At 61.7% G+C, this 22,324-nt stretch carries 23 protein-coding genes and 1 pseudogene; 12 read left to right on the plus strand and 12 right to left on the minus strand.

Annotated elements, in window-relative coordinates; all coding sequences use genetic code 11:
- Positions 1-499: 499 nt before the first annotated feature.
- Positions 500-1,522, minus strand: coding sequence for a CBASS cGAMP-activated phospholipase (locus tag ACFSUD_RS18320; RefSeq protein WP_386375953.1), 1,023 nt, complete (start codon positions 1,520-1,522; stop codon positions 500-502).
- Positions 1,512-3,248, minus strand: coding sequence for a nucleotidyltransferase domain-containing protein (locus ACFSUD_RS18325; RefSeq protein WP_386375954.1), 1,737 nt, complete (start codon positions 3,246-3,248; stop codon positions 1,512-1,514). The genes ACFSUD_RS18320 and ACFSUD_RS18325 overlap by 11 nt, the downstream gene beginning before the upstream one ends.
- 169 nt (positions 3,249-3,417) lie before the next feature.
- Between ACFSUD_RS18325 and ACFSUD_RS18330 the strand changes: the two genes are divergently transcribed.
- Both ACFSUD_RS18330 and ACFSUD_RS18335 read left to right on the plus strand, forming a co-directional pair.
- On the plus strand, positions 3,418-3,732 hold the full coding sequence (locus ACFSUD_RS18330; protein ID WP_386375955.1) for a helix-turn-helix domain-containing protein: 315 nt from the start codon (positions 3,418-3,420) through the stop codon (positions 3,730-3,732).
- Complete coding sequence (locus ACFSUD_RS18335) at positions 3,733-4,296, plus strand: ImmA/IrrE family metallo-endopeptidase (protein ID WP_386375956.1); 564 nt, start codon at positions 3,733-3,735, stop codon at positions 4,294-4,296.
- Positions 4,297-4,558: 262 nt separating this feature from the next.
- Here ACFSUD_RS18335 and ACFSUD_RS18340 read toward each other — a convergent pair whose 3' ends face one another.
- Together ACFSUD_RS18340 and ACFSUD_RS18345 are read right to left on the minus strand one after the other, a co-directional pair.
- The gene (locus tag ACFSUD_RS18340; RefSeq protein ID WP_386375957.1) at positions 4,559-5,026 is read right to left on the minus strand and encodes a DUF411 domain-containing protein; all 468 of its coding nucleotides are present in this window, start codon (positions 5,024-5,026) and stop codon (positions 4,559-4,561) included.
- A 76-nt stretch (positions 5,027-5,102) separates the two neighbouring features.
- Positions 5,103-7,325, minus strand: a complete 2,223-nt coding sequence (locus tag ACFSUD_RS18345; protein WP_386375958.1) for a heavy metal translocating P-type ATPase — start codon at positions 7,323-7,325, stop codon at positions 5,103-5,105.
- A gap of 134 nt (positions 7,326-7,459) precedes the next feature.
- On the opposite strand from ACFSUD_RS18345, the gene ACFSUD_RS18350 reads away from it, so the two are divergent.
- Entirely contained in the window at positions 7,460-7,888 is a 429-nt protein-coding gene (locus ACFSUD_RS18350; protein ID WP_386375959.1) for a MerR family transcriptional regulator, read from the plus strand.
- Complete coding sequence (locus tag ACFSUD_RS18355) at positions 7,888-8,211, plus strand: YnfA family protein (protein WP_386375960.1); 324 nt, start codon at positions 7,888-7,890, stop codon at positions 8,209-8,211. The genes ACFSUD_RS18350 and ACFSUD_RS18355 overlap by 1 nt, the downstream gene beginning before the upstream one ends.
- 74 nt (positions 8,212-8,285) lie before the next feature.
- Here the strand turns inward: ACFSUD_RS18355 and ACFSUD_RS18360 are convergent, their stop codons facing one another.
- Complete coding sequence (locus ACFSUD_RS18360; protein WP_386375961.1) at positions 8,286-9,311, minus strand: IS1595 family transposase; 1,026 nt, start codon at positions 9,309-9,311, stop codon at positions 8,286-8,288.
- A gap of 264 nt (positions 9,312-9,575) precedes the next feature.
- Here ACFSUD_RS18360 and ACFSUD_RS18365 point away from each other — a divergent pair, with 264 nt between their 5' ends.
- Positions 9,576-10,013 carry an EVE domain-containing protein gene (locus tag ACFSUD_RS18365; RefSeq protein WP_386375962.1) on the plus strand — a complete coding sequence of 146 codons (438 nt, stop codon included), beginning with the start codon at positions 9,576-9,578 and terminating at the stop codon, positions 10,011-10,013.
- 490 nt (positions 10,014-10,503) lie between these two features.
- Here ACFSUD_RS18365 and ACFSUD_RS18370 read toward each other — a convergent pair whose 3' ends face one another.
- From ACFSUD_RS18370 to tsaD, 5 genes and pseudogenes are all read right to left on the minus strand, one after another.
- Positions 10,504-10,809, minus strand: a complete 306-nt coding sequence (locus ACFSUD_RS18370) for an antitoxin Xre/MbcA/ParS toxin-binding domain-containing protein (protein ID WP_386375963.1) — start codon at positions 10,807-10,809, stop codon at positions 10,504-10,506.
- A 392-nt stretch (positions 10,810-11,201) separates the two neighbouring features.
- Positions 11,202-11,366, minus strand: a pseudogene (locus ACFSUD_RS18375) (EVE domain-containing protein); the annotation flags it as partial.
- Positions 11,366-11,638: a YciI family protein gene (locus tag ACFSUD_RS18380; RefSeq protein ID WP_386375964.1), complete on the minus strand. Its 273-nt coding sequence runs from the start codon at positions 11,636-11,638 to the stop codon at positions 11,366-11,368. The gene ACFSUD_RS18380 and the pseudogene ACFSUD_RS18375, both read right to left, overlap by 1 nt.
- Before the next feature lies 1 nt (position 11,639).
- Entirely contained in the window at positions 11,640-12,593 is a 954-nt protein-coding gene (locus ACFSUD_RS18385) for an NAD(P)H-dependent glycerol-3-phosphate dehydrogenase (RefSeq protein WP_386375965.1), read from the minus strand.
- Positions 12,590-13,678 carry a tRNA (adenosine(37)-N6)-threonylcarbamoyltransferase complex transferase subunit TsaD gene (gene tsaD / locus ACFSUD_RS18390; RefSeq protein ID WP_386375966.1) on the minus strand — a complete coding sequence of 363 codons (1,089 nt, stop codon included), beginning with the start codon at positions 13,676-13,678 and terminating at the stop codon, positions 12,590-12,592. The genes ACFSUD_RS18385 and tsaD overlap by 4 nt, the downstream gene beginning before the upstream one ends.
- 71 nt (positions 13,679-13,749) lie before the next feature.
- Here tsaD and ACFSUD_RS18395 point away from each other — a divergent pair, with 71 nt between their 5' ends.
- On the plus strand, positions 13,750-14,454 hold the full coding sequence (locus ACFSUD_RS18395) for a uroporphyrinogen-III synthase (RefSeq protein WP_386375967.1): 705 nt from the start codon (positions 13,750-13,752) through the stop codon (positions 14,452-14,454).
- Positions 14,455-14,638: 184 nt separating this feature from the next.
- Here the strand turns inward: ACFSUD_RS18395 and ACFSUD_RS18400 are convergent, their stop codons facing one another.
- Complete coding sequence (locus ACFSUD_RS18400) at positions 14,639-15,160, minus strand: hypothetical protein (protein WP_386375968.1); 522 nt, start codon at positions 15,158-15,160, stop codon at positions 14,639-14,641.
- Between the two features lie 64 nt (positions 15,161-15,224).
- Here ACFSUD_RS18400 and ACFSUD_RS18405 point away from each other — a divergent pair, with 64 nt between their 5' ends.
- The 6 genes from ACFSUD_RS18405 to ACFSUD_RS18430 all read left to right on the plus strand — a co-directional run bounded on the left by ACFSUD_RS18405 (position 15,225) and on the right by ACFSUD_RS18430 (position 21,521).
- Positions 15,225-16,130 (plus strand): COG4223 family protein, encoded by a 906-nt coding sequence (locus ACFSUD_RS18405; RefSeq protein WP_386375969.1) that lies wholly within the window; start codon positions 15,225-15,227, stop codon positions 16,128-16,130.
- A 13-nt stretch (positions 16,131-16,143) separates the two neighbouring features.
- Positions 16,144-17,673: a heme biosynthesis protein HemY gene (locus tag ACFSUD_RS18410; protein ID WP_386375970.1), complete on the plus strand. Its 1,530-nt coding sequence runs from the start codon at positions 16,144-16,146 to the stop codon at positions 17,671-17,673.
- Between the two features lie 181 nt (positions 17,674-17,854).
- A complete protein-coding gene (locus ACFSUD_RS18415; RefSeq protein WP_386375971.1) occupies positions 17,855-18,763 on the plus strand; it encodes a metal ABC transporter substrate-binding protein in 909 nt (302 codons plus the stop codon).
- A 105-nt stretch (positions 18,764-18,868) separates the two neighbouring features.
- Positions 18,869-19,765, plus strand: a complete 897-nt coding sequence (locus ACFSUD_RS18420; protein WP_386375975.1) for a manganese/iron ABC transporter ATP-binding protein — start codon at positions 18,869-18,871, stop codon at positions 19,763-19,765.
- On the plus strand, positions 19,762-20,658 hold the full coding sequence (locus ACFSUD_RS18425) for a metal ABC transporter permease (RefSeq protein WP_386375972.1): 897 nt from the start codon (positions 19,762-19,764) through the stop codon (positions 20,656-20,658). The genes ACFSUD_RS18420 and ACFSUD_RS18425 overlap by 4 nt, the downstream gene beginning before the upstream one ends.
- Positions 20,655-21,521, plus strand: coding sequence for a metal ABC transporter permease (locus tag ACFSUD_RS18430; protein WP_386375973.1), 867 nt, complete (start codon positions 20,655-20,657; stop codon positions 21,519-21,521). The genes ACFSUD_RS18425 and ACFSUD_RS18430 overlap by 4 nt, the downstream gene beginning before the upstream one ends.
- A gap of 25 nt (positions 21,522-21,546) precedes the next feature.
- Here the strand turns inward: ACFSUD_RS18430 and ACFSUD_RS18435 are convergent, their stop codons facing one another.
- Positions 21,547-21,984 carry a DUF302 domain-containing protein gene (locus tag ACFSUD_RS18435; protein WP_386375974.1) on the minus strand — a complete coding sequence of 146 codons (438 nt, stop codon included), beginning with the start codon at positions 21,982-21,984 and terminating at the stop codon, positions 21,547-21,549.
- Positions 21,985-22,324 lie beyond the last annotated feature (340 nt).

Raw genomic sequence — 22,324 nt, forward strand, 5'->3', positions numbered from 1 at the left:
GCCTGGGGGCTTTGCCATCCGATAGGCGGGTCAAAATCAAACGCTGAACCAGGGTCAGTTTTGAACGCTCATTGACACTTTTCGAAGTTACCGATTGTTATCGCGGTCAAAGGTGGCTTTCCACCAAGATCATCAGGCTTTTTATGAGTTGAGCGACAATCCCGCAGCGGACCTTCGCTGCAAAGCCACCGGTATAGATCATCTTGACCCCGACGGAGTGGGTTTGATGCAATATCCGCTTCTAAAGTGGGCGTTAGGTTAACTCGCGCCCGCGGCGAATATTTGGAATCCAACCCTCTTGACTGAGTCAGGTATCGACCCAAGCGTGTGTGCCGACTGCTGTTCGCAATCGCGAAATCGGCGCGGCTTCGGAAAGCGCTCATCTTTATCCGGCCTGTTGAGCGACCCGCGGGCCGTGGCCTTGATGGGGTTACCGCGCACCCACAAATCTCAATAAAGGACACCGACAGGCGAGGGACCGAGCTGGTGTATTTTGACACTATGGAACCGCTCGAGTGAGAAACATGCCCTCTACGCGATGTCCAGCCGCCTCAACCAGCGTACGGGCGATCGGGGGCATCTCGGCTACAGCACGTGCAACATCATCCATGGCAACGCGCTTGGACACTTCTGGCGCGTCAAGGCGCACGAGGTGCTCACGGCCGATGAGAAGCCCAGCCTGGCCGAGTGCATTATGCGACTGAGCCCGCATCGCGGAGAGATAGAACTGGTTGGCCCAGACCAGCTGGCCACCCATCCGATGCCACCACCGCATTCGATAGGTGTCCTGGCCACATCCGAGGCTGAGTAGCCTGATCTGTGTCCGGTCAATATCGAAGCAGGTCATGGCGTCAACAACACCGACCATCGCCGGGTTGTTCGCCCAGATTCCGCCATCAGCGAAGACGTAGCCGTCTCGCTCGATCGCTGAGAAGAAGGTCGGCGCAGCGGCCGTGGAGAGACCGACGTTGACCAGCTTTTCGAACTGGTCTTTCTTGTAGTCTGGATGGTGCGATGTCTTGAAAATGTATGGTTCGCCATAGCGGCCCTCGAAAGAAGGAATGCACGTAGGGACCTTAGCAGATCCTAATAGCGCGTCCCCGAACTCGCGACGCAACTCGTTCTCCAGCCGGCGCCGGTCGTAAGGGTTCACGAACCACCGACCGAAATTGCGAAGCCGGCGTGTCAGCCCGTTTCCGGGAAAGATGCGAACGCCGCGCTCTGTGTAGAGCCTGGAGATTTCCTTGGCCGATTTCCCTTGGCCCAGCCCCAACGCGATGATCCCGCCCGTTGATGTCCCTACGATCATGTCGAAGTGCTGACCGATGGGTTCACCATCGAGAAACCGGCTTTCGATCTCGGCCAACATGAGACATGGGAGAAGGCCGAGAATGCCACCACCGTCGATCGAGAGGATCTTGAAGGGCTTTCCCTCCGGCCACGGCTGAACCGGTCGGAGTGTCTGTCTGGTTCCATCGGAACGACGGGGGACTGTATGGTCGTAGGAGGCGTCAGGCGGCATTGTCTTGTTCTCCCTCGTCCGCGTGACGACCGCCGCCGACCCACCGCCCAGTTGCTTCCCAGACCTCGTAGCAGGCCAGCCAGCGGGCCGCCCACGGTATGGTGGTATCTGCGATTAACATGGTGCGATCCCACTCACGCACCCGGGGATCGAACAGGCAAAGAGGCGACAGGCGGATGTCTGGCCCCTCGAAGTAGACATGGGGAAGGGGCGCCTCTTCGATCGCATCGAAGTTGAGAACCAGCGAAGGGCGCAGCACCCGGACGACGGGCATGAACCGGGACATGGCTGTGTCTCCCGGACGAGGCAGCCCGTATTCGACACTGATGTGGAAGCTGCGTTCCAACCCCTTCAGATCTCCGAACCAGACCAGCGACTGAGGCCCCATCCCGTGCGTGGCGCGAAACTGGGGCCACCTGCGGCCCATGGCCTTGGCCTGGGCCGAGAGCGACGTTGCGACAAGCCCGGTCTGGAGGCGAAGGGGACGCTTAGAGCCGAAGAAGGTGTTCGTCCTCGCCGCCGGCTTGGCCTTCGCTGACGCAGGCGCCGCGAGGATGCCGCCCGCTGCCCCAAGAGCGTGCTTTCCGCTCCGAACAAGACCGCCAGTTTCTTCCGCGAAGTCCTTCACGACGTCCCGGGCAACCGTTTCCCCGAACATCGCCTCAAGGGCTTCGGTCCGATCTTTGAGCGAGCGGCTCTCGTCGAGAACCACGTCGAGTTGCCGAATGAAGAGCTTCATATCCTCGATTAGGAGGTCCTGGTCGTGGCAGTTTTCGGGCCAACGGTCCGTGAAGAATTCCCCACTGCAGCGCGGGTTCTCCACCATGATCAGCTCACCCTTGCGTTTTGCTGAGAGGAGACGATCGAGAATGTGGGTGGCGGTAACCCGGAGGTTTTCGCCGATCGTGCGTCCAGCTTCGGCCACTTCTACGGTCAGACAGCTGAACATCACGGAGGCGGGCATCCGCTTCCCTTTCCGGGGGACCCAGCGGATATCCCGATTGCGCTTCAGTAGCTGCAATCCAACAGTGACGGCAGACTTGCCGCCTACTTCAGACGAATGCTCTGGAACGGGTACGGAATCGGCATCTTTCGCGATTACTTCGAACGCTTGATCCGCAGCCATGACCCTCTTTGCATATGCCTCCGCAAAAGTCTGATCGACGGGGCAAAGCGCGTTGTAGTGCTCAGCAAACGCGAAGCTGTTCATGAGCACGTAATAATCGCTGGATCGAGGGTCTTCTGGTTTGGAGTGGAAGATGCAGCTCCGTCGGGGATCGCCTGCCTCGAGCAAGACCGAGGGGGAGAGGTCTATGTGCATCCCGTCCGCGTAGTGAACCGTGACGCATCGGGTCTGCCGCGTCGTGCAGTCGTGGTAGCGAGAGCCCGGTTCGCCGCGGATCGCCTCGTAGAGGAGATCGAGCGCCTGGGACGGCCTGATACTATTCAGCAGCAGCTCCACGATGATGTCGATGTCGAAGCCGACACTGCGATGCTTGGCCTTGATAGTCGCCCCAATCGCAACCGAGCCCTGCTGGTAGAAGATCCGGATGAGATCCTTGAGCGGGCTACCATCCCGCTCAAGGTGCTTCTCGAGGGCCTGCTTTCGTTGGGTCATCAGAAGATGCTGGCTCGGGGGGAGTTCCAGCTTGATCGCGACGGCGGCCAGCAGGCGCTCGCCCAGTGAGTCGAGCGGGATGAAGGGGTGCCTTGGAAGTTGGTTCATGCTCGCCTCTCTTGCCGAATCATCAATGTTGACTGGTCCACCCCGACGTGATTCAACCGTCTCTTAGATGAATATCAGTGTTTCACAGACTGGACAGTAGCGGCGGCCCGCCCCTCTGTCCAGTCTGTGAAACACTAAGTGTCGTGCATGCAACATTCAGGAGATCAACATGGAGCTTGGAGACATAGGCAATCTTCTGACGCGGCGCAGGGGGAACATGGGCGTTCGCGCGGCGGCCAAGGAGATTGGTATTAGCCCTTCAACACTGTCACGCATAGAAAATGGCCATGTCCCGGATGTCGCGACACTCGAGAAGGTGTGCGCCTGGCTGGAAGAGGACGCATCGAAATTCACCGGGATCGGGAACCTTCAGATTGCCTTCAAGAACAAGAAGGCTCTCCCCCCGCGGACGGCCCAATCTCTGGCGACACTGATTGAGAAAGCGGCCGACCAGTTCGCGAAGGTCAACGCGAGAGGGCATTAAGTGGCTTTTCGGCGAGGGTTCAAGTCGCAGTGCGAGCGGCGATCGGTCGAGTATCGCAAGCAGCTTGGGGTAAATGCTTCCGGGCCGCTGTCGGCTGATCGCTTGGCGGACCATTTGGGTATCACGGTGTGGTCGGTCAAAGACGTCGAAGATCTTGACGCAGAGAACCGCTCGGTTCTGACCAACGAGGCGGATGACTCTTGGGCTGCGTTGACGATGCGCATGGGGCCTTCGAGCCTCGTTGTCTACAAGCCGGTCTCTTCGCTGGGCCGCAGAAACAACGTGATCATGCACGAACTGTCGCACATTATCCTGGGGCACGAACTCGCTCAGGCCTTCCTGATGGAAGATGGCTCCTTGGTCCCGGGAAACTTCGATCAGGACCAGGAAGATGAAGCTGACTGGCTTGCCGGCACCTTGTTGTTGCCTCGGCCTGCGCTCCTCTCGATCCGGACCCAAGGGATTCCGGATGAATTGGCGTGTGACCAGTATCTGGTCAGCCGGGAAATGCTGACTTGGCGGGCTCGAATGACCGGGGTCGACTACCAGTTGTCTCGGAGGTAGCGGAGCTCCCCTTTTCGAAGGCATTCTGATCGTAAGCAGAGTCATAGGTGATCTTGGCCCCAACGCCCCAGCTCCCATTGCCGGCCAAGTCAGTTTACTGCGTCAAGCGGTTGAGAAAGAATCCCGCTTATCCACCAAAGAAAGCAGCGACTTTAGCTACCATTCCCTTTGTCCTGAATGTCATCAAGGCGACTTTCCTTACTTTCGCTGCGAGTGCGCGGTGTGAGATATGTGCAGTGACCTCACGGCGATCCTAAAGCCCTCAGGCAGCAGCGTAGCTTGAGAAGATACCCGTGGTGCCATCCTTATGGATCAGGAACACATCGTAGGCTTCCCGCTCATCCTCTGGACCCATGCCCGGTGACCCGTAAGGCATGCCGGGAACGGCGAGACCGATGGCAACGGGGCGCTCTGAGAGTAGCCTTCGGATGTCGGTCGTCGGCACATGTCCCTCAATCATGTAGCCCTCGACCTCGCCGGTGTGACAGGAGGTCATGCTCTGGGGGATGCCGTTTTCGAGCTTATGCCGGATCAGGAGGGTCCCGAAGCTACGCTCGGTGGTGACTTTGAAGCCATCCTCCTTCAGGAGCTCGATCCAGGCGGTGCAGCAGCCGCAATTCGGATCTTTCAGGACGTGGATCGCGGGGGAGCGCTGGGCCAGTCCGGCGGTTGGCGCTGTCGCGGCGAAGCACGCGGCGGAAGCCATCATGGCGCGGCGAGTGAGTATCATCAGTGTCTCCTTTCCAGATCGTTGAGGCTGCGTGATCGGGCGTGTCTCAGCGGTCAGACCGACGTGCCCCGCAGGTTCAGGTGTGCCCGTGGGGCCGGAAGAACAGCAGCCGGAGAGCGTTCATCGTAACGAGCACCGTGGCGCCGGTATCCGCGAGGATCGCGATCCAGAGGCCGGTGATCCCGAGCACGGTTGTCACCAGGAAGATAGCCTTGAGCCCAAGCGCGATCGCGATGTTCTGGTGGATGTTTGAAATGGTGGCGCGGGAGAGACGGACCATGCCTACCACATCGGTCACGCGGTTGCGCAGGATCGCCGCGTCGGCCGTCTCGAGCGCGACATCGGTGCCCGAGCCGATGGCAACGCCGACATGCGCGGCGGCGAGGGCGGGCGCGTCGTTGATCCCGTCGCCGATCATCATCACCCGTGCGTCCGCCGTCAGGTCGCGGATCGCCGTCACCTTGTCCTCCGGCATTAGCTCCGAGCGATGCTCGAGCCCGAGCCCGTCTGCGATAGCCTGCGCCGTGCGCGGGTTGTCCCCGGTCAGCATGACCGAAGAGATGCCGAGGCCCCGCAACTGCGCAACCGCATTCGCCGCATCGGCGCGCGGCTCGTCCCGCAGCGCGATGAGACCTTGGGGCACGTCATCGCGCAACACGATGACCACGGTCTTGCCGTCGGCTTCCAGCGCCGCCACGCTGCTCCGCAGGTCGTCCGCGAGCGCGCCGCGCTCCTCCGCCAGCCGCGGAGAGCCGACGCAGACCGTCACGTCGTCGATGGAGGCCTCAGCCCCCTTGCCGGGGAGCGCGCGGCCCCCCTTGGCTGCCGCCGCACCCACGCCCCGCCGCTCGGCCTCCGCGCAGATCGCCTGTCCCAGAGGGTGGCTCGCGCCGCTCTCGACGCCGGCCGCAAGGGCCAGAAGGTCATCCTCGCTCCCGCTCAGCAGCGCTACGTCCGTCACGCGGGGCCTGCCATGCGTGAGCGTCCCGGTCTTGTCGAAGGCGACATGGGTCGTGCGGGCCGCAGCCTCGATCACTGCGCCGCCCTTCATCAGCAGGCCGTTGCGCGCCCCCGTGGAGAGCGCCGAAGTGATCGAGGCCGGCACAGAGATTACCAGCGCGCAGGGGCAGCCGATCAGCAGCAGCGCCAGCGCGCGGTAGATCCATTCTTCCCAACCCAGGCCAAAGGCAAGAGGAGGGACGACGGCGACGAGAACAGCTGCTCCGACCACGGCGGGCATGTAAACCCGGCTGAACCGGTCGATGAAGCGCTCGGTGGGCGCGCGGGCGCTCTCGGCTTCTTCCACGAGGCGGACGATGCGGGCGATGGTGTTGTCCTCGGCCGACCTCAACACCCGCACGCGCAAAAGCGCCTCGGCGTTGATCGACCCGGCGAAGACCTCCGCGCCCGGTTCCTTGAGGCTCGGGACGCTTTCGCCAGTGACCGGGCTCTCGTCGACGCCAGAGGTGCCTTCGATCACCTCGCCGTCGCAGGGCACGCGGTCGCCGGGGCGGACCTGCACGACCTGGCCGATCTGGAGCTTCTCGGCCGCGACCTCACGTGTCTTGCCGCCGACCTCGAGCCGCGCCGTCTTCGGCACGAGCTTCGAGAGCGCCCGGATGCTGTCGCGCGCCTTGCCCGCCGAGACGCCTTCCAGGAGTTCGCCCACGGCGAAGAGGAAGACGACGAGCGCCGCCTCTTCCGGCTCACCGATTATCAGCGCGCCGCCAGCGGCGATAGTCATCAGCATCTCGATGGTGAAAGGCATGCCGGCCCGCGTCATGGCGAAGGCGCGCCGTGCCACGGGCGCGATCCCGACCAGTGTCGCCAGGACGAACGCCCAATGCGCGATCTCAGCCGGCAGGACAAGCCGTGACGCCCAAGCTGCCGCGAGCAGTGCGCCGGTTCCGAGCACAAGGCGACCCTTGGAAGTCTTCAACCAAGAGGTCGGTGCATCATCGTCGGGCCCAGTGATCTCCTCCGGCTCGCGGTCGATTTCCACGGCCTCCGGCGCATCCGGAAATGCTCCATCCGGCAGGACAAAGCCGCCCTTGGGCTTCTCTGGCCGTGCGCCCTTGGGCGAGATACCGAAGCCGACGCCTCGCACCGCCTTCTCGATGCACTCGGGCGATGTCTGTGTCTCATCGAGCGTCAGTCGCAACCGCTCGGCCATCAGGGCGACATCGACACCCTCGACGCCAGGCAGGCGCTCAACCGCTCCGCGCACCTTTGCGGCGCATGACCCGCAATCCATGCCTGTGACGCGCCATTCGCGTTGTCCTGCGCTCCCGTCTGCCATGATGTTTCTCCGTCGTGATTCTTCGATCGGAACTCGATATAGGACCTACAGCAACTGTAGGTTCAAGCCGCGCGAAGAGGTTTTACGTATCTTTGGCCTCGGGGACGCGACGCTAACGACGGAAGGAGACGATTATGTTGTCCATTGGGACGCTGGCAAGGAGGACCGGCACCAACGTGCAGACGATCCGCTATTACGAACAGATAGGTTTGATGCCCGAGCCCGGGCGGAGCGAAGGCGGCCAGCGTCGCTACGGGACACTGGAACTCGACCGGCTCGCCTTTATCCGGCACTCTCGACAACTCGGCTTCTCATTGGAGGCGATACGAGAGCTTCTGGACCTATCTGACAGCCCAGAAAGGTCCTGTGCGCAGGTCGATGCGGTCGCTCAGAAACAGCTCCGCGAGGTGGAGGCGCGCATCTCTCGGCTTGAGGCGCTCCGGATGGAATTGCAACGAATGATCAGCGAGTGCAGGTCCGACCGAGTTGCCAACTGCCGCATTCTTGAGGTGTTACGCGACCACGAAGAGTGCCTCTCCGATCACGACCGGCCCGGTTCCTGATGCCGACCGCGTTGATCTATCCGTTCGCTGCGCTGGCCGAGATTGCCGGCTGCTTTGCGATCTGGGCGTGGTGGCGGGGCGCGTCGATCTTCTGGCTGCTGCCAGGGATTGCGAGCCTTGTGCTGTTCGGGTGGCTCCTGGCACAGGTCGAGGCAGGTTTCGCCGGTAGAGCCTATGCTGCCTACGGGGGCGTCTACATCGCCGCGTCTCTATTCTGGATGTGGGGCGCTGAAGGACAGCGGCCAGATGTCTGGGATGCCGCAGGTGCCTGCCTGTGCTTGACCGGCGCCGCAGTGATACTTCTCGCGCCACGCGCAGGTTGACAAGGGCTCCGAGCGGACGTTGCGCTTCAAATCTCTTAACCGCTTATCTGCCTCACAAATGCATAGGTCAGCCATCAGGGCCAGCATAGCCCGTATACCTTTGAGCGCCGCAGCTGCTTACCGACAACCCCCTGAAGCAAGACGCGCATCTGGTCGACCACAGGGATCGGTGACCAAATCGTCGTCGATTTCTCCCGCTCGACACCGGATTTCGTGGTCCATTGCTTGACCACTTCCCGAACCGGAGCGCGATGATTCCACCGCCAGACGATCTCGTCGAGGTATCGCTGGAGGTGCTGTCGACCGAGGTTGTGGTAGACGCCGACCAGAGCGCGTTGCACCTGGGCGATCACTGCCTCGGCCGTGTTCACGTGAGCGCCGGTCTCCGGGTTGGCATACTCTTTCTGGCTGTGGATCACATACTGGTGGTCGGCCATGGTTTTCCCCAGCCCCCTGTAGCTCTTACTTCCATCGGTCATCAGGCTCGTCGTCTCGGGATCGATCCATTCCAGAAGAACCGGCTCGAGCGTCGCCCTTTTGTCATCGGATACGACTCGTGCGCGTGCCTGCCCGTCTCGTGAGGCGGCTACAAAGATCATCGGTTTTGCGGTGCCCTTACCCCTGGGATGGTAAGCTCCTGAGAGGGATTTCGGGGCTCCTCCGACATACGCCTCGTCGACCTCGACGATGTCCTCCAGCGGCAGCAGCTCGGCGTTCCGGTCGTCCATCATTTCCCTGATGGCGTGCCCCAACTTCCATGCGGTCTTCTGGTTCACGCCGAGCAGCCGTGCCATCACGACCGAGGAGATGCCCTTGCTCGATGTGAGCACCAGGAACATCGAGCATATCCAGATACGCAAGTCGAGCTTGGTGCTGTGCATCGGGGTGAGCGTGGTGACCGTGAACTGGAGACGGCAATCCCGGCATTGGTAGAGCCCCGGGCGGCAGGTCTGGCCACGCAGCTCAGATGTGGCCACCGATCCGCAGTGTGGACAGTGCCTGCTGGTCGACCATATGATACCCTCCAGGAAGCGTCGCGCATGCATCTCGCTCGGCATCCTTTTCCAGATGTCAGGGATAGACTTCAGTTCGGTGATCATCAAGGCTCTCCGCTCGTTCCGCCAACCGAGCAATGTTGGCCCGACCGGTGTTCGGCGAAGAAGAAACCTGGAAAATCGCGCAGAATGCGGCGAGATGGCGGAAAAGCTAAGCCACGTCAGGGCGTTTGGCCATTGGCTGCTTTTTCTCGTGGATAAGCGGGGAAAGAATCGTTCACTGGTAGGCTGCAGGGTGAAACAATAGGAAAATGTCGAGGCGTGCCGGGAGGCTGCCTTCGATACTGTTAGGCAGAAAGGTTTTCTCAATTGTCAAAGCACTTCTGGTTATTCAAGTCTGAGAATTCCACGTGGTCTTGGGAAGATCAGGTCGCGCAGGGCGATGCGGGTGAAGAATGGGATGGCGTGCGCAACTACCAGGCGCGCAATTTCATGCGTGATATGAAAGTGGGCGACCAAGGATTCTTTTATCTGTCGCAACGGGATAGATTGATCGTCGGCATTGTGGAGATTATTGCCGAAGCGCATCCAGACAGCACGAGTGATGATCGACGCTGGGAATGTGTGGACGTTAAAGCGATCCGGAGCCTGCCAACACCCGTTTCGCTCGATACGATCAAGGCTGATCCACGCCTGTCGGAAATGGTCTTGGTCAAAAACTCGCGTCTCTCAGTCCAACCCGTAAAAGAAGATGAATGGCACATCGTGTGTGAGATGGGTGGGCTTGCGTCGGAACTCAAAAAGTGAATTGCCTTGGAATTACGAGAACGATCACAGAGGCAATCTGCGCTTGGTATCCGCGCTGATCTCGCCATCCTGATTAACTTCGGTAAGAGGAAGGTCACTCAGCAGTGCAGGAAGAGCAGTTGCGAGCACGAAGCGGGCAACTTGATCGATGCTGTGTCGGTCGCGCGCCTGATAGCAGACCGAATTTTCCGAGCGTGCCTGGGTAGCGGAAGAGCGTCGCTTCGCCCTCGACAGAAGACACGAGGCAGCTCGCCAAGGCCGACATTTTACCTCATCTGAGGGATGCTACTGTCGCTCGGCGCCTGCGCTCCATCTTATCAACCGCAAGTCGGAGCTCTGGCGATATCGGGTTCCTGTAGGATGCCGCGTAACCGTGCGCACCTTTGCCTGATTTCGTCGGAAAATATCATCGAACTGCGCCCGAAGGCTTGCGTGACTTTCGCCCGACTTCGCCATCATCGACCTCGACTTCCGCTCAGAGTGAGGCGGATCAAGCGTATCCGCCGTCAGCAATCCGCTCGATATAGGCCCTCACCACATCCGCGCGCCCTTGGCGCACCAGCGTGGCTGCGGTCACGTTACCGAAGGATGGCAGGGGCTCGGTGTCATACCAGGCAACGGCTTGGGCGTAGGAGCCAGTCCAGGCTTCGATGAGTTCGAGAATTTCCGCCGGCGCGTCGATTTCGAGGTCGAGGTCGGCGGGGACACGGCCATGCGCGCACTCCGGCTGGCCATCGGCCAGTTCAGTGCGGGCCTGGCGGCGCTTCTTGGGAAAGGGCGTGGATTTCTTGGGCATGGCTGACACTTCGAACATTAACGCACAGCATACCAGAGGAATCTACTCCCGCGAATGCTTCTACGCATTCCCGCAAGCCATCCAGTCCATCGCTGCCACCCGAGGTGATCGCTTTTTGCGAGCCATCTGTTCGGCGCCTCAGCAGCGCGGCCGCGCAATCCTTAGGGCAAATCGCGCAAGCTTATGAGGATCGCGCACGAACACACGCGATCCTACAGTTCCTCGCGAAGCGAACGGGAGGAAGGCCCTGATGAACCAACCATCACATGTTGAGCCAGACCCTAAGAAATGAAAAACTGCCTTAATAGTGAGGGCAGTTTTGAGATGTGCCGTTTCACTTTGATTAGTGGATTGATTTTGTTGGCTATATACAGGTGAGGTAACGACTATGCTTCCGAGAAGTAGAAGAAACCGAGGTCACCGATTTTCATTTCGCGCATGAAGTTGCGCGCTTGATAATTGCGCACGCCGTCCCATTCCTCGCCGCGCTCTCCCTTGGCGAGCTGGTCATCCCAGCTCCAGCTCGCGGGTTCGGATTTGAACAACCAGAAGGCCATCAGCCGATCACCCGTTTCCATTCGACAAGCTGCACGTCCGAAAAGAGCCCGGCGGCCGCATAGGGGTCATTCGCGGCCCAGTCTCGCGCCACGGCCATATCCGGTACATCGAGAATGAGCAGGGAGCCGATCATGCCACCCTCCGCATCCAGCAGCGGGCCGGCCTGAGCGACATGATCACTGGCTTTCAGATAGTCGAGGTGGGCCGGTCGGTTGGCGCTGCGGATCTCTTGCGCACCAGGTTTGTCGCGGGCAATCAGGGCTACGAGCATGTCATTCTTCCTTCAAGGGTCGATTTAGCAGGGATTCCATCGCGCGCTGCACATCGAGCCGATTGTCGATCAGGTCGGAGACGGCGCTGGTGATCGGCAGGTCGAGACCGGCCTTCGCCGCGAGCTGATGGACTGCCTTGGCTGTGGCCGCGCCCTCGACGGTGGTTGCGGGGTCGAATTGCGTGCCTGCGCCGAGCGACAGGCCGAGCCGGTAATTGCGCGATTGCGTCGAGGTGCAGGTTAGCGTCAGATCGCCGAAACCCGACAGCCCCGAAAGGGTTGCCGGATGCGCGCCGAGATGCGCCGCGAGACGCTGCATCTCCGCATAGCCGCGGGTCATCAGTGCCGCGCGGGCGCTCTCCCCGAGGCCTGCCCCCATCGCGGCGCCGCAGGCGATTGCGATCACGTTCTTCAGCGCACCGCCGAGCTCCGCGCCGGTGGTGTCGCCGGTACGATAGAGCCGCAGATTGGCGGTGGTCAGGCTCTGCTGCAGTTTTGCGCAGACGGAGTCATTGGCGCAAGCCAGTGTCAGCGCCGTCGGCAGGCCCCGGGCGATATCGGCGGCAAAGCTGGGACCGGTGAGGATCGCGGCGTCGGCATCTGGAATGACTGCGCGGATCACGCTGACCGGACCGATGCCGGAGCTGAGTTCGATTCCCTTACAGCACGCCACCAGATGTTTGCCGACGAAAAGCCCGGCATGGGTGTTTAGTACATCACGCAGCTTCTGCATCGGCACCGCCAGAAGCAGGATCGGTGCCGCAGCCGCATTGGAGATATTGTCAGTGATTGCCAGCTTTGGCGGAAATGGACAATTCGGGAGATGCCGGGTATTCTCGCGGCGCTCGGCCATGTCGCCGATATCGCGACCCCAGAGCGTGACCGCAGCTTCGCGGCCCAGCGAGATCGCCAGTGCCGTACCGAAAGCGCCTGCGCCGATCACCGAGATATTCATGCCTTTGCTCCTTTCTTGCCGCCGCCGAGCATCGAAGGTTTCGTCCGGTCGAGCGGCCAGCGCGGTCGCGCCGCGAGAGTCAGATCGTCAGGCGTTCGACCCGGCCATTGCTCGGCAGCGGCAAAGGCGATCATCGCCGCATTATCGGTGCAGAGCGCCAGCGGAGGCGCGGCGAACTTCGTATTCGTTTCATGTGAAACCTTTTGGAGCGCCGTGCGGATGCTCTGGTTGGCGGCGACCCCGCCGGCCACGCAAAGATACCTGATCGGAGCCGAGTAAAGCCTCAGCGCGCGACGGGTCTTTTCGGCCAGCACATCGGCGATGGCGGCCTGAAAACCGGCGGCAATGTCCGCTTGATCCTGTCGGTGCAGGCCACCCTGCGTCGCGATCAGCCCATCACGGCAGCGCAGCACCGCGGTCTTCAGCCCCGAGAAGGACATGTCGCAGCCGGGTCTGTCGAGCAAAGGGCGCGGAAAGGCGAAGCGGTTGGGGTTGCCCTGCAGCGCCGCCTGCTCGAGGGCGGGACCACCGGGCTGTTCGAGGCCGAGCAGCCGGGCAATCTTGTCGAATGCTTCTCCGGGGGCGTCATCTATCGTGCCGCCTATGCGCTCGAACTGATCGGGTCCGTCCACCCGCAGGAATTGGCAATGTCCGCCGGAGACGAGCAGCATCAGGTAGGGATAGGGCAGATCATCGGTCAACCGTGGGGTCAACGCGTGGCCGGCCAGGTGATTGACACCAAAGAGGGGTTTTCCGCTGGCCGCTGACAACCCCTTGGCGCACATCACCCCGGAGACCACTCCGCCGATCAGACCCGGACCCGCGGTCACGGCGATGCCGTCGAGATCGTCCAGTTGCAAATTAGCCTGTTTCAGCGCGTGTTCGACACAAATGTCGAGCTTCTCCGCATGGGCGCGGGCGGCGATCTCAGGCACGACGCCGCCGAAGGCGGCGTGCAGCTCGGTCTGGCCAAGCACCACGGAGGAGAGCACTTCGGCCGCCGCGCCCTGCGTCGTCCGCACCACCGCCGCAGCGGTATCGTCGCAGCTGCTTTCCAGTCCCAGTATGGTCAATCGTCGCGGCACGTGTTGTTTCCGTTGCAAGGCTTACCCCTCGCAGGTAACACCACAGGCCATGGCAAACAATAAGGCCTGACATGACGAAGCCCATCCTTCTGCTGACCCGGCCCGAGCAAAGCGCCCGGCGTTTCGCGGCGCAATTATCCGAATTGGCGCGGGCCCGGACCCGGTTGCTGATGTCGCCGTTGATGCGGATCGAGCCGCTGTCGCCCCGCTATGATCTTGGCCCTTATGCCGGTGTGGTCTTCACCTCGGCCAACGGGGTGGTGAATGCGCCGCCGGGAGAAGGGCGACCCGCTTATTGCGTCGGACCCTATACCGCGGAGGTTGCCAACGGGCGTGGCTGGCGTGCGCAGATGTGCGGGCTCGAGGCCAACGAGATGGTGGCCCGGCTCGGTGCCGAGCCGGTGGCCGGCCCCCTTGCGCATCTGGCCGGGGCACATCGTCGCGGAGAGGTGGCTCAAAGACTGAGCGCCCTGGGGATGCATACTGATGTCATCGAAACCTATGATCAACGGTTGCTGAACCTGTCGGATGAGGCGCAGTCGTCGCTGGGCGGGACGGAATTGGTCCTGGTGCCGCTGTTCTCGCCGCGCAGTGCCGCGCATTTCGCAGCGCAGACCGAAGACAGGGACAATATTTCGGTGATCGCGCTGAGCAAGCCGGTCGCGGAGGCGCTTGACGGGCGGTTTCAGCAGGGGCTTGGCATTGCCGACGAGCCGACTGGTGCGTCGATGGTCGAGGCTGTTGAAAAGCGCATTACGCGCGCCACCTTGGCTTGAGAGGGGTGGGTTTGATGGGTAAGGTTCTGAAATCAAGCTGACCCTAAGGTCAGAATCGGAAGGGGTGCACAGTGGCGAAAGCGAAAAAACCGGCGTCAACAAGCAGCAAGGCGACGCAGGCCGCCGCCTCTCGCAATGCCGAAAGCAAGCCCGACGCGGCGCCGGAAACACCTCCGCCCAATAGTCAAACCGCCAAGACCGATCCCATCGAGAATGAGCGGGGAACACCTGCTACTCCCGTGTTGTCGGCCAAGCAGGGCGACAACGCCAAACAGGTGGCGGAGACACCGGAGAAGACCGCGCCGTCGATATCGTCCTCCGGCTCAGGTCCGACATCTCCGGCCAAGCCTGAGACCAAACCGGAATCGACCGCGCCGAAAGCCGGAACGGCGAAACCTGCCACGACGCTTGATGTGGGGAAACCGACAACCACTTCCGCGCCTGAGAAGCCAGTCGCAAAGACCGAGACCGGACCGGGATCGACAGCCTCAGGGACGGCACCGGACAAGGTCGGCCCCGCGAAGGCAGATGCGGAGAAGAACGGCGAAGCGCCGGAAAAGAATATCAAGGACAGCGGAACGACGACGGTAAAGAGCGCCCTTTCGACTTCCGCAACAAATAAGTACAGCGATGCCGCGGCCGCGGCGAGATCGGCAGCCAAGTCCAATGACAACGGCAAGTCGGCAGTGTCGGACACGCCGCGCATGGGCAATCATCAGGCGGACATAACACATTCGGCACCTCCCCGCCGTCGCAGCATATTCTGGCCATTGCTGATCGGCGGCGCGTTGGCGGCCGCACTCGGCTTCGCGGTGTCGGAGCTCGATCTGCTGGAACTGCGCGGCGATAATAGCGAGTTGCGCGACCAGCTTGCGCAGCAGCAAGAGCAAATCGCTACTCTGCAACAGGCGCAATCCGAAGCTGCCGCCCCCATCGATATGCCGGATCTCTCAGGAGTGGAGGCGGACATGGCGGCGTTGAACGGGGCTTTGGGTGATATCCAGAGCCGATTGGCCGATCTGGAAGCGCGTCCTGCCGACGCAGCGGCGCCACAGGGGGATTTCTCGGCATTGGAGAATGATCTGGCGGCGCTGCGCCAGGAGCTCGACAGCCAACGCGACGAGATCGCGGGCCTGCGTGAGAATGCCATGAGCGTCGAAGAGGCGACCGCGGCCGCCGCGCGCACCGCTCAGGTGCAATCGCTGCTCAGCCGACTGACGACCGCACTTGCCGAAGGCAAGCCGCTTGCGCCGCTGCTGGCTGAGCTGCGCGATGCCGGTGTCAATGACATTCCTGCCGCATTGACCGATATCGCCGATACCGGGCCAGTCACTCTGGCCAATCTGCAGAGCCGGTTTCCCGAGGCCGCGCGGGATGCGTTGGCGTCAGCGCGGGCAGATGCCAGCAGCGAACCGGGCGGCGGCGTCGCGGGGTTCTTGCGGCGGCAGCTCGGTGCCCGTTCGGTTGCGCCGCGCGAGGGCAACGATCCGGATGCCGTCCTGTCGCGGGCCGAAGCCGCGGTGCGCGATGCACGCCTCGGGGATGCCCTGGCCGAGATCGAGACCCTGCCTGTGGTCGCGCAGGAGGCAATGCAATCCTGGCTTGACGATGCAAGGGCGCGCCTGTCTGCCTTGACCGCCGCCGAAGACCTGACCCAACGCCTGATGGCCAACTGAGGAATCCGAATTTATGCTCTGGTCATTGATAAAGATCATCCTGTTTGTCGTTGTGGTCGCGGCGCTGGCCTGGGGGGCAGGATTCCTGCTTGAAAGCCGGGGTGGCGTGCAGGTCACGGTGATGGGCACCGAATACAGTTTCGGACCGCTGCAATCGGTCATCGCGGTCCTGTTGCTGATGCTCGCGGTCTGGCTGCTGCTCAAGATCTTCGCGCTGCTCGCCGCGACCTGGCATTTTCTCAACGGCGATGAAACCGCGCTGTCGCGCTATTTCGACCGCAATCGCGAACGCAAAGGTTTCGAGGCCCTGTCCGATGGGTTGATGGCATTGGCAAGTGGCGAAGGGCGTCTGGCCATGGCCAAGGCGGCAAAAGCGGACCGTTATCTGCAGAAGCCCGCGCTTACCAACTTGCTGACTGCCCAAGCGGCAGAATTGGCCGGGGATCGCCGCAAGGCCGAAGAGACCTATCGCAAGCTTGCCGAAAACGAGAAGACCCGCTTCGTCGGAGTGCGCGGGATCATGAAGCAGAAGCTGGCCGAAGGGGACACGGAAACCGCGCTCAAACTGGCGGAGCGCGCCCATACCTTGCGGCCGAAACATGAGGAAACCGGAGATGTGCTGCTGCAGTTGCAGGCAGCAAAGGAAGATTGGCGCGGTGCACGGCTGACGTTGCAGTCGAAGCTGAAACACGGTCAGATTCCGCGCGACGTGCATCGGCGCCGCGACGCTGTCCTTGCGCTGTCGGAGGCCAAGGATGTGATTGCAGAGGGTAATTCCATCGAGGCTCGGGAAGCGGCGATCGAGGCCAACCGACTGTCTCCCGATCTTGTGCCCGCTGCGGTGATGGCGGCGCATGGCTATCTCGAACAGGGTAAGAAACGCAATGCGACGCGGGTGCTGAAGAAGGCCTGGGAAGTGCATCCGCATCCGGATCTGGCCGCAGCCTTCGCCGCGATCGAACCTGATGAAACGCCGAGCCAGCGTATCAAGCGCTTTACCGCGCTGACCCGGGTGCAGACCGATCATCCCGAAACCCGCATGCTGCTGAGCGAGCTGCATATTGCCAACGAGGATTTTCCCGAGGCGCGCCGGGCGTTGGGCAATCTGGTAGAGACCGATCCGACCGCACGGTCGGTGACCTTGATGGCCGCGATCGAGCGGGGTGAAGGGGCCTCGGATACCGTCGTCAAGGGCTGGCTGGCCCGGGCGGTGACCGTGCCCCGCGGGCCGCAGTGGATTTGCGACAATTGTCAGCACATCCATCCGGAATGGCAGCCGATCTGCAGCAATTGCAAAAGCTTCGACACGCTGACCTGGAAATCCCCGCCCAACGCCGAGATGGCGATGCCGGGGGGTATGCAAATGCTGCCACTGATCGTCGGAGCCTTGCAGGATAGCAGGAAAGAGGACCACGGCGGCGGGGATCAGGAGCCGCCGGAAGGGGAGGCAACGCCAGTAGTTGCGCCTGATGTCGAAACTGTCGATGTGGCGCGGGATCAGCCGACGTCGGCGCCACCGCCGGACACGCCGATCCGGACGTGAACCGATAAGACAGTAATGAACGATAGATGCGCGGTGCCGAAAGGGCCGCGCATTTTCGCTTGCGCGCAGGGCTTGAAGGTTTCGGAGCACCAACAAATTGTTGCGATGATTCTCATTTTCTTGACTTCTGCAAATCACTCGCATTATCAAATGGGAAATGGTCATGTCACGGAGTGCCCCGATGCTACGAAACAGGTTGAAGATCTTCGCCACCACGGCCCTTGCCGCGCTCACCGCTACCGGCGCTGTTGCGGACCGGTCCGAGCCGATGAAAGTAGTGACGACCTTCACCGTGCTGGCAGACATGGCGCGCAATGTCGCGGGGGATGCTGCCCAGGTCGTCTCGATCACCAAGCCCGGTGCCGAGATCCACGGCTATGAACCGACGCCGCAGGACATCGTGCGCGCCAGCGACGCCGATCTGATCCTGTGGAACGGAATGAACCTCGAATTGTGGTTCGAGCAATTCATCGACAACCTCGGTGACATTCCCTCCGCGACACTGACCGAGGGGATCGAGCCGATTTCCATCGCGTCGGGGTCCTATGAGGGACAGCCCAATCCGCATGCTTGGATGGGGCTCGACACGGCGTTGATCTATGTTGACAACATAGCCGCGAGCCTGGCGGCACATGACCCGGAGAATGCCGAGACCTACACGGTCAATGCGGAAAGCTACAAGGAAGAGATTCGCCAGACGATCTCGCCGCTGCGCGAACAGATTGCCGCGATCCCTGCCGCGCGGCGCTGGCTGGTGACCTGCGAAGGTGCGTTCAGCTATCTGGCGCGCGATTTCGCCATGAAGGAACTCTATCTCTGGCCGATGAACGCGGATCAGGTCGGTACGCCGCAGCAGGTGCGCGGGGTCATCGACGGGGTACGACAGCACGACATTCCTGTCGTCTTCTGCGAAAGCACCGTCAATACCGCTCCGGCCGAACAGGTCGCGCGGGAAACTGGGGCGGCCTATGGCGGTGTGCTCTATGTCGATTCCCTGAGCCGCGAGGACGGGCCGGTGCCGACCTATCTCGACCTGTTGAAAGTGACCGCGCAGACGATCGCCGACGGGCTGACCCAGAACCTGAATTGAGAGGCGTGGCACCGCCGCGCCCCTCCCCACCGCTATAGTGCAAAGGAAACAGCTGTGTTCGCAGCGACCAGAACCGAAGAGAATTCCCGCTCCGATAGCCATGGTATGACCGGGATATCGGCGTGCAACGTGACAGTGACCTATCGCAACGGTCACACGGCCCTGCACGATGCGAGCTTCGAGGTTCCGCATGGGACGATCACCGCGCTGGTCGGGGTCAACGGGGCCGGGAAATCAACCTTGTTCAAGGCAATCATGGGATTCGTCCCGGCAGCGCGCGGCGAGATCCGGGTGCTGGGCCGGACCGTACGGCAGGCGCTGCGCGAGAACCTCGTGGCCTATGTGCCGCAATCCGAGGAGGTCGACTGGGCCTTTCCTGTTCTCGTCGAGGATGTGGTGATGATGGGGCGCTATGGTCATATGGGTTTCCTGCGTCGCCCCGCCGCAGCCGATCGCGAGGCCGTGGACCTCGCCCTGCGCCGGGTCAATATGCAGGAGTTTCGCAAGCGACAGATCGGCGAGCTTTCAGGCGGGCAGCGCAAGCGCGTGTTTCTCGCCCGCGCCCTGGCGCAGGATGGGCAGGTGATCCTGCTCGACGAGCCCTTCACCGGTGTCGATGTCAAAACAGAAGAGCAGATTGTCGCGCTGCTGCGCGAACTGCGCGACGAGGGGCGGGTGATGCTGGTCTCTACCCATAACCTCGGTTCGGTGCCGGAATTCTGCGACCGTACGGTGCTGGTCAAGGCCACGGTACTGGCCTACGGGCCGACGGAAGAGGTATTCACCCGGGAAAACCTCGAGACGGCCTTCGGCGGGGTATTGCGGCACTTCACCCTCGGGGGGACTGATCTGCATGACGACGACGATCCGCGCGAGGTCAGCATCTTCACCGATGATGAGCGCCCGTTCGTCCATTACGGCGAGCGCCCGGAAGACGTCGAGCCGGAAAGCGGCACGGATACGCGGCGCGGGGCGGACGACATAGAGGGCGGGACCAGATGATCGATCTGCTGCTCGAGCCCTTTTCCTATCATTACATGTTCAACGCCATGTGGGTTTCGGCGCTTGTTGGCGGGGTCTGCGCTTTCCTGTCGTCCTATTTGATGCTGAAAGGCTGGTCGCTGATCGGCGATGCGCTGAGCCATTCGGTGGTACCCGGCGTTGCCGGGGCCTATATGCTCGGCTTGCCCTTTGCCCTTGGCGCCTTCATCTCCGGCGGCCTGGCGGCCGGCGCGATGCTGTTTCTTTCAGACCGTTCGGGGCTGAAGATCGACGCGATCATCGGGATCATCTTCACCTCCTTTTTCGGGTTTGGGCTGTTCATGATCTCGGTGGCGCCGATGTCGGTCAGCGTGCAGACAATCATTATGGGCAATATCCTCGCGATCACGCCGGAGGACACGCTGCAACTGGCCCTTATCGGATTCGTCACCCTCGCCGTGCTGCTGGCCAAGTGGAAGGACCTGATGGTGACCTTCTTCGATGAGAACCACGCGCGTTCGATCGGACTGCGCCCCGACCTGCTCAAGGCTGTCTTCTTCATCCTGCTTTCGGCCGCGATTGTCGCCGCGATGGTCACTGTCGGCGCTTTCCTTGTGATCGCGATGGTGGTGACCCCCGGCGCCACAGCCTATCTGCTCTGCGACAGATTTCCCCGCCTGATCGCCCTGTCTGTGCTGATCGGTACGATCACCAGCTTCCTCGGCGCCTATGCCAGCTATTTTCTGGATGGCGCAACCGGCGGTATCATTGTGACCCTGCAGACTGTCATTTTCCTGTTGGCCTTCGTGTTCGCACCCAAGCACGGGCTGCTCGCGGCGCGCCGCAAGGCTTCCGAGGCGCTTGCATCGCCGCCACCGCATCCGGCGCGGCAGGTCGAGGAGCTGCGGCCATGATCGAAAACCTGCTTCTCCCTTTCCAGTTTCCCTTCATGCAGAACGCCTTCTGGATTGTCCTTTTGGTCGCACCGCCGACGGCGCTGCTCTCCTGTTTCCTGGTTCTGAAGGGATGGGCGCTGATGGGCGACGCGGTCAGTCACGCGGTGCTGCCCGGAATCGTCCTGGCCTGGATCACCGGCCTGCCGCTGATCCTGGGTGCCTTTGCAGCGGGCATGTCCTGCGCGCTGTTGACCGGTTATCTGTCGCATAACAGCAGGGTCAAGCAGGACACGGTGATGGGGGTGGTGTTCTCCGGTATGTTCGGGATCGGGGTCATCATGTACACTTCTATCACCACTAATGAACATCTCGATCATGTGCTGTTCGGTAACATGCTTGGCGTCGGCCGCGAGGACCTCTGGACTGCGGGGCTGATCTCGCTTTTCGTCACCGGGTTTCTGGCGCTGAAATGGAAGGATCTGCTGCTGCACGCCTTCGATCCCGGCCAGGCCCAGGCAAGCGGGCTTCATGTCGGCTTCCTGCATTACGGCCTCTTGGCGGTGCTATCGCTGGTGATTGTCGCAACGCTGTCGGCCACGGGGTTGATCCTCGCCGTGGCTTTGCTGGTAACGCCGGGCGCCATCGCCTTCCTGCTGGTGCGCAGCTTCGGACGGATGCTCATTACCTCGATTCTGGTCTGTACCTTTTCGATGCTGGCCGGGGCCTATTTGAGCTTCTTCCTCGACAGCGCACCGGCCCCGACGATCGTCCTCATTTTGACCGCGATCTTTATCCTTGCCTTCCTGCGCCGCTTGCAGCTGACCAAAGCGGCGTCCCGTCAGGCGGTAAGAGCCGGTGACGGGGCGGAGCGAAGAGCCTGAACGGCGAAGCGGCCGTACCGACGCTTCACTCGACTCCAATCGCCGTGCGCGCGATCCGGTCCAGCAGCGCTTGCACCTCCTGCATCGGGCCGTCGGGGTAAGGGCGATAGCCAATCGTGACCTCGGGACTCTCAGGCAATTGCATGACGAATATATCATAGGGGCAAAAGCCGATGTTCAAAGGCTCCGCTTCCATCACCTTGCGGGACAGCGCTGCCGAACAGAAGCTGAAGACTTCAGCGGCCTCGAAAATGACCACTTCTGAACCGACATCCGCTCGGGTGCGTTCAAGCATTTCCCCGACATGGCTGACACTTTCCGGTACCAGCCCTTCGTCGATGATCGCGTTCTCCACGCCGAAGACTACATCAGCAAAGCTCTGATCGGTCGTATAGGTAATCATTTCATCGGCGTGGGCGTTGGGCGACATCAGCAAGAGGGCAACGGCAGAGAGGCGGATCATCAAGATTGCTCCGGTGCGGGGCCCGGACATCGAGCTTCGTTGCTCGGAATGGGGCCGTGTCAGATTGATGTGCCGGGGCACGGATCGTGATCGTCTTCACCTATCCTAATAGGGAGGAGAGCGATGGCCAAGCGCGGGAATGCGTTTTCGCCCACGCGGATGCTTCGCCCATGCCGGTGAGTCCGGCGCGCGGGAAGAAGGGTAGCATGAAACGGCTTTGATGTCGTGACGGGGGTGAACACGGCGGTAGGGGAGGGCAGAGACCCCACCCCGACTCGCCCTTCCACCGCGGCGAGTCGCGCGGGGCTTGGGGTTTGCTGCGGGTGAATCGCAAGATCTG

Origin of the sequence: Sulfitobacter aestuarii (assembly GCF_042685005.1) — a bacterium.
GTDB classification, from domain to species: domain Bacteria; phylum Pseudomonadota; class Alphaproteobacteria; order Rhodobacterales; family Rhodobacteraceae; genus Sulfitobacter; species Sulfitobacter aestuarii.

What these genes read in the sequence shown, in the direction of transcription:
- ACFSUD_RS18320 (WP_386375953.1), bottom strand. Translation starts at nt 1,522, where the DNA reads ATGCCGCCTGACGCCTCCTACGACCATACAGTCCCCCGTCGTTCCGAT.
- ACFSUD_RS18325 (WP_386375954.1), bottom strand. Translation starts at nt 3,248, where the DNA reads ATGAACCAACTTCCAAGGCACCCCTTCATCCCGCTCGACTCACTGGGC.
- ACFSUD_RS18330 (WP_386375955.1), top strand. Translation starts at nt 3,418, where the DNA reads ATGGAGCTTGGAGACATAGGCAATCTTCTGACGCGGCGCAGGGGGAAC.
- ACFSUD_RS18340 (WP_386375957.1), bottom strand. Translation starts at nt 5,026, where the DNA reads ATGATACTCACTCGCCGCGCCATGATGGCTTCCGCCGCGTGCTTCGCC.
- ACFSUD_RS18345 (WP_386375958.1), bottom strand. Translation starts at nt 7,325, where the DNA reads ATGGCAGACGGGAGCGCAGGACAACGCGAATGGCGCGTCACAGGCATG.
- ACFSUD_RS18350 (WP_386375959.1), top strand. Translation starts at nt 7,460, where the DNA reads ATGTTGTCCATTGGGACGCTGGCAAGGAGGACCGGCACCAACGTGCAG.
- ACFSUD_RS18355 (WP_386375960.1), top strand. Translation starts at nt 7,888, where the DNA reads ATGCCGACCGCGTTGATCTATCCGTTCGCTGCGCTGGCCGAGATTGCC.
- ACFSUD_RS18360 (WP_386375961.1), bottom strand. Translation starts at nt 9,311, where the DNA reads ATGATCACCGAACTGAAGTCTATCCCTGACATCTGGAAAAGGATGCCG.
- ACFSUD_RS18370 (WP_386375963.1), bottom strand. Translation starts at nt 10,809, where the DNA reads ATGCCCAAGAAATCCACGCCCTTTCCCAAGAAGCGCCGCCAGGCCCGC.
- ACFSUD_RS18380 (WP_386375964.1), bottom strand. Translation starts at nt 11,638, where the DNA reads ATGCTCGTAGCCCTGATTGCCCGCGACAAACCTGGTGCGCAAGAGATC.
- ACFSUD_RS18385 (WP_386375965.1), bottom strand. Translation starts at nt 12,593, where the DNA reads ATGAATATCTCGGTGATCGGCGCAGGCGCTTTCGGTACGGCACTGGCG.
- ACFSUD_RS18395 (WP_386375967.1), top strand. Translation starts at nt 13,750, where the DNA reads ATGACGAAGCCCATCCTTCTGCTGACCCGGCCCGAGCAAAGCGCCCGG.
- ACFSUD_RS18400 (WP_386375968.1), bottom strand. Translation starts at nt 15,160, where the DNA reads ATGCGCGGCGTGTCCGACACTGCCGACTTGCCGTTGTCATTGGACTTG.
- ACFSUD_RS18410 (WP_386375970.1), top strand. Translation starts at nt 16,144, where the DNA reads ATGCTCTGGTCATTGATAAAGATCATCCTGTTTGTCGTTGTGGTCGCG.
- ACFSUD_RS18415 (WP_386375971.1), top strand. Translation starts at nt 17,855, where the DNA reads ATGCTACGAAACAGGTTGAAGATCTTCGCCACCACGGCCCTTGCCGCG.
- ACFSUD_RS18420 (WP_386375975.1), top strand. Translation starts at nt 18,869, where the DNA reads ATGACCGGGATATCGGCGTGCAACGTGACAGTGACCTATCGCAACGGT.
- ACFSUD_RS18425 (WP_386375972.1), top strand. Translation starts at nt 19,762, where the DNA reads ATGATCGATCTGCTGCTCGAGCCCTTTTCCTATCATTACATGTTCAAC.
- ACFSUD_RS18430 (WP_386375973.1), top strand. Translation starts at nt 20,655, where the DNA reads ATGATCGAAAACCTGCTTCTCCCTTTCCAGTTTCCCTTCATGCAGAAC.
- ACFSUD_RS18435 (WP_386375974.1), bottom strand. Translation starts at nt 21,984, where the DNA reads ATGATCCGCCTCTCTGCCGTTGCCCTCTTGCTGATGTCGCCCAACGCC.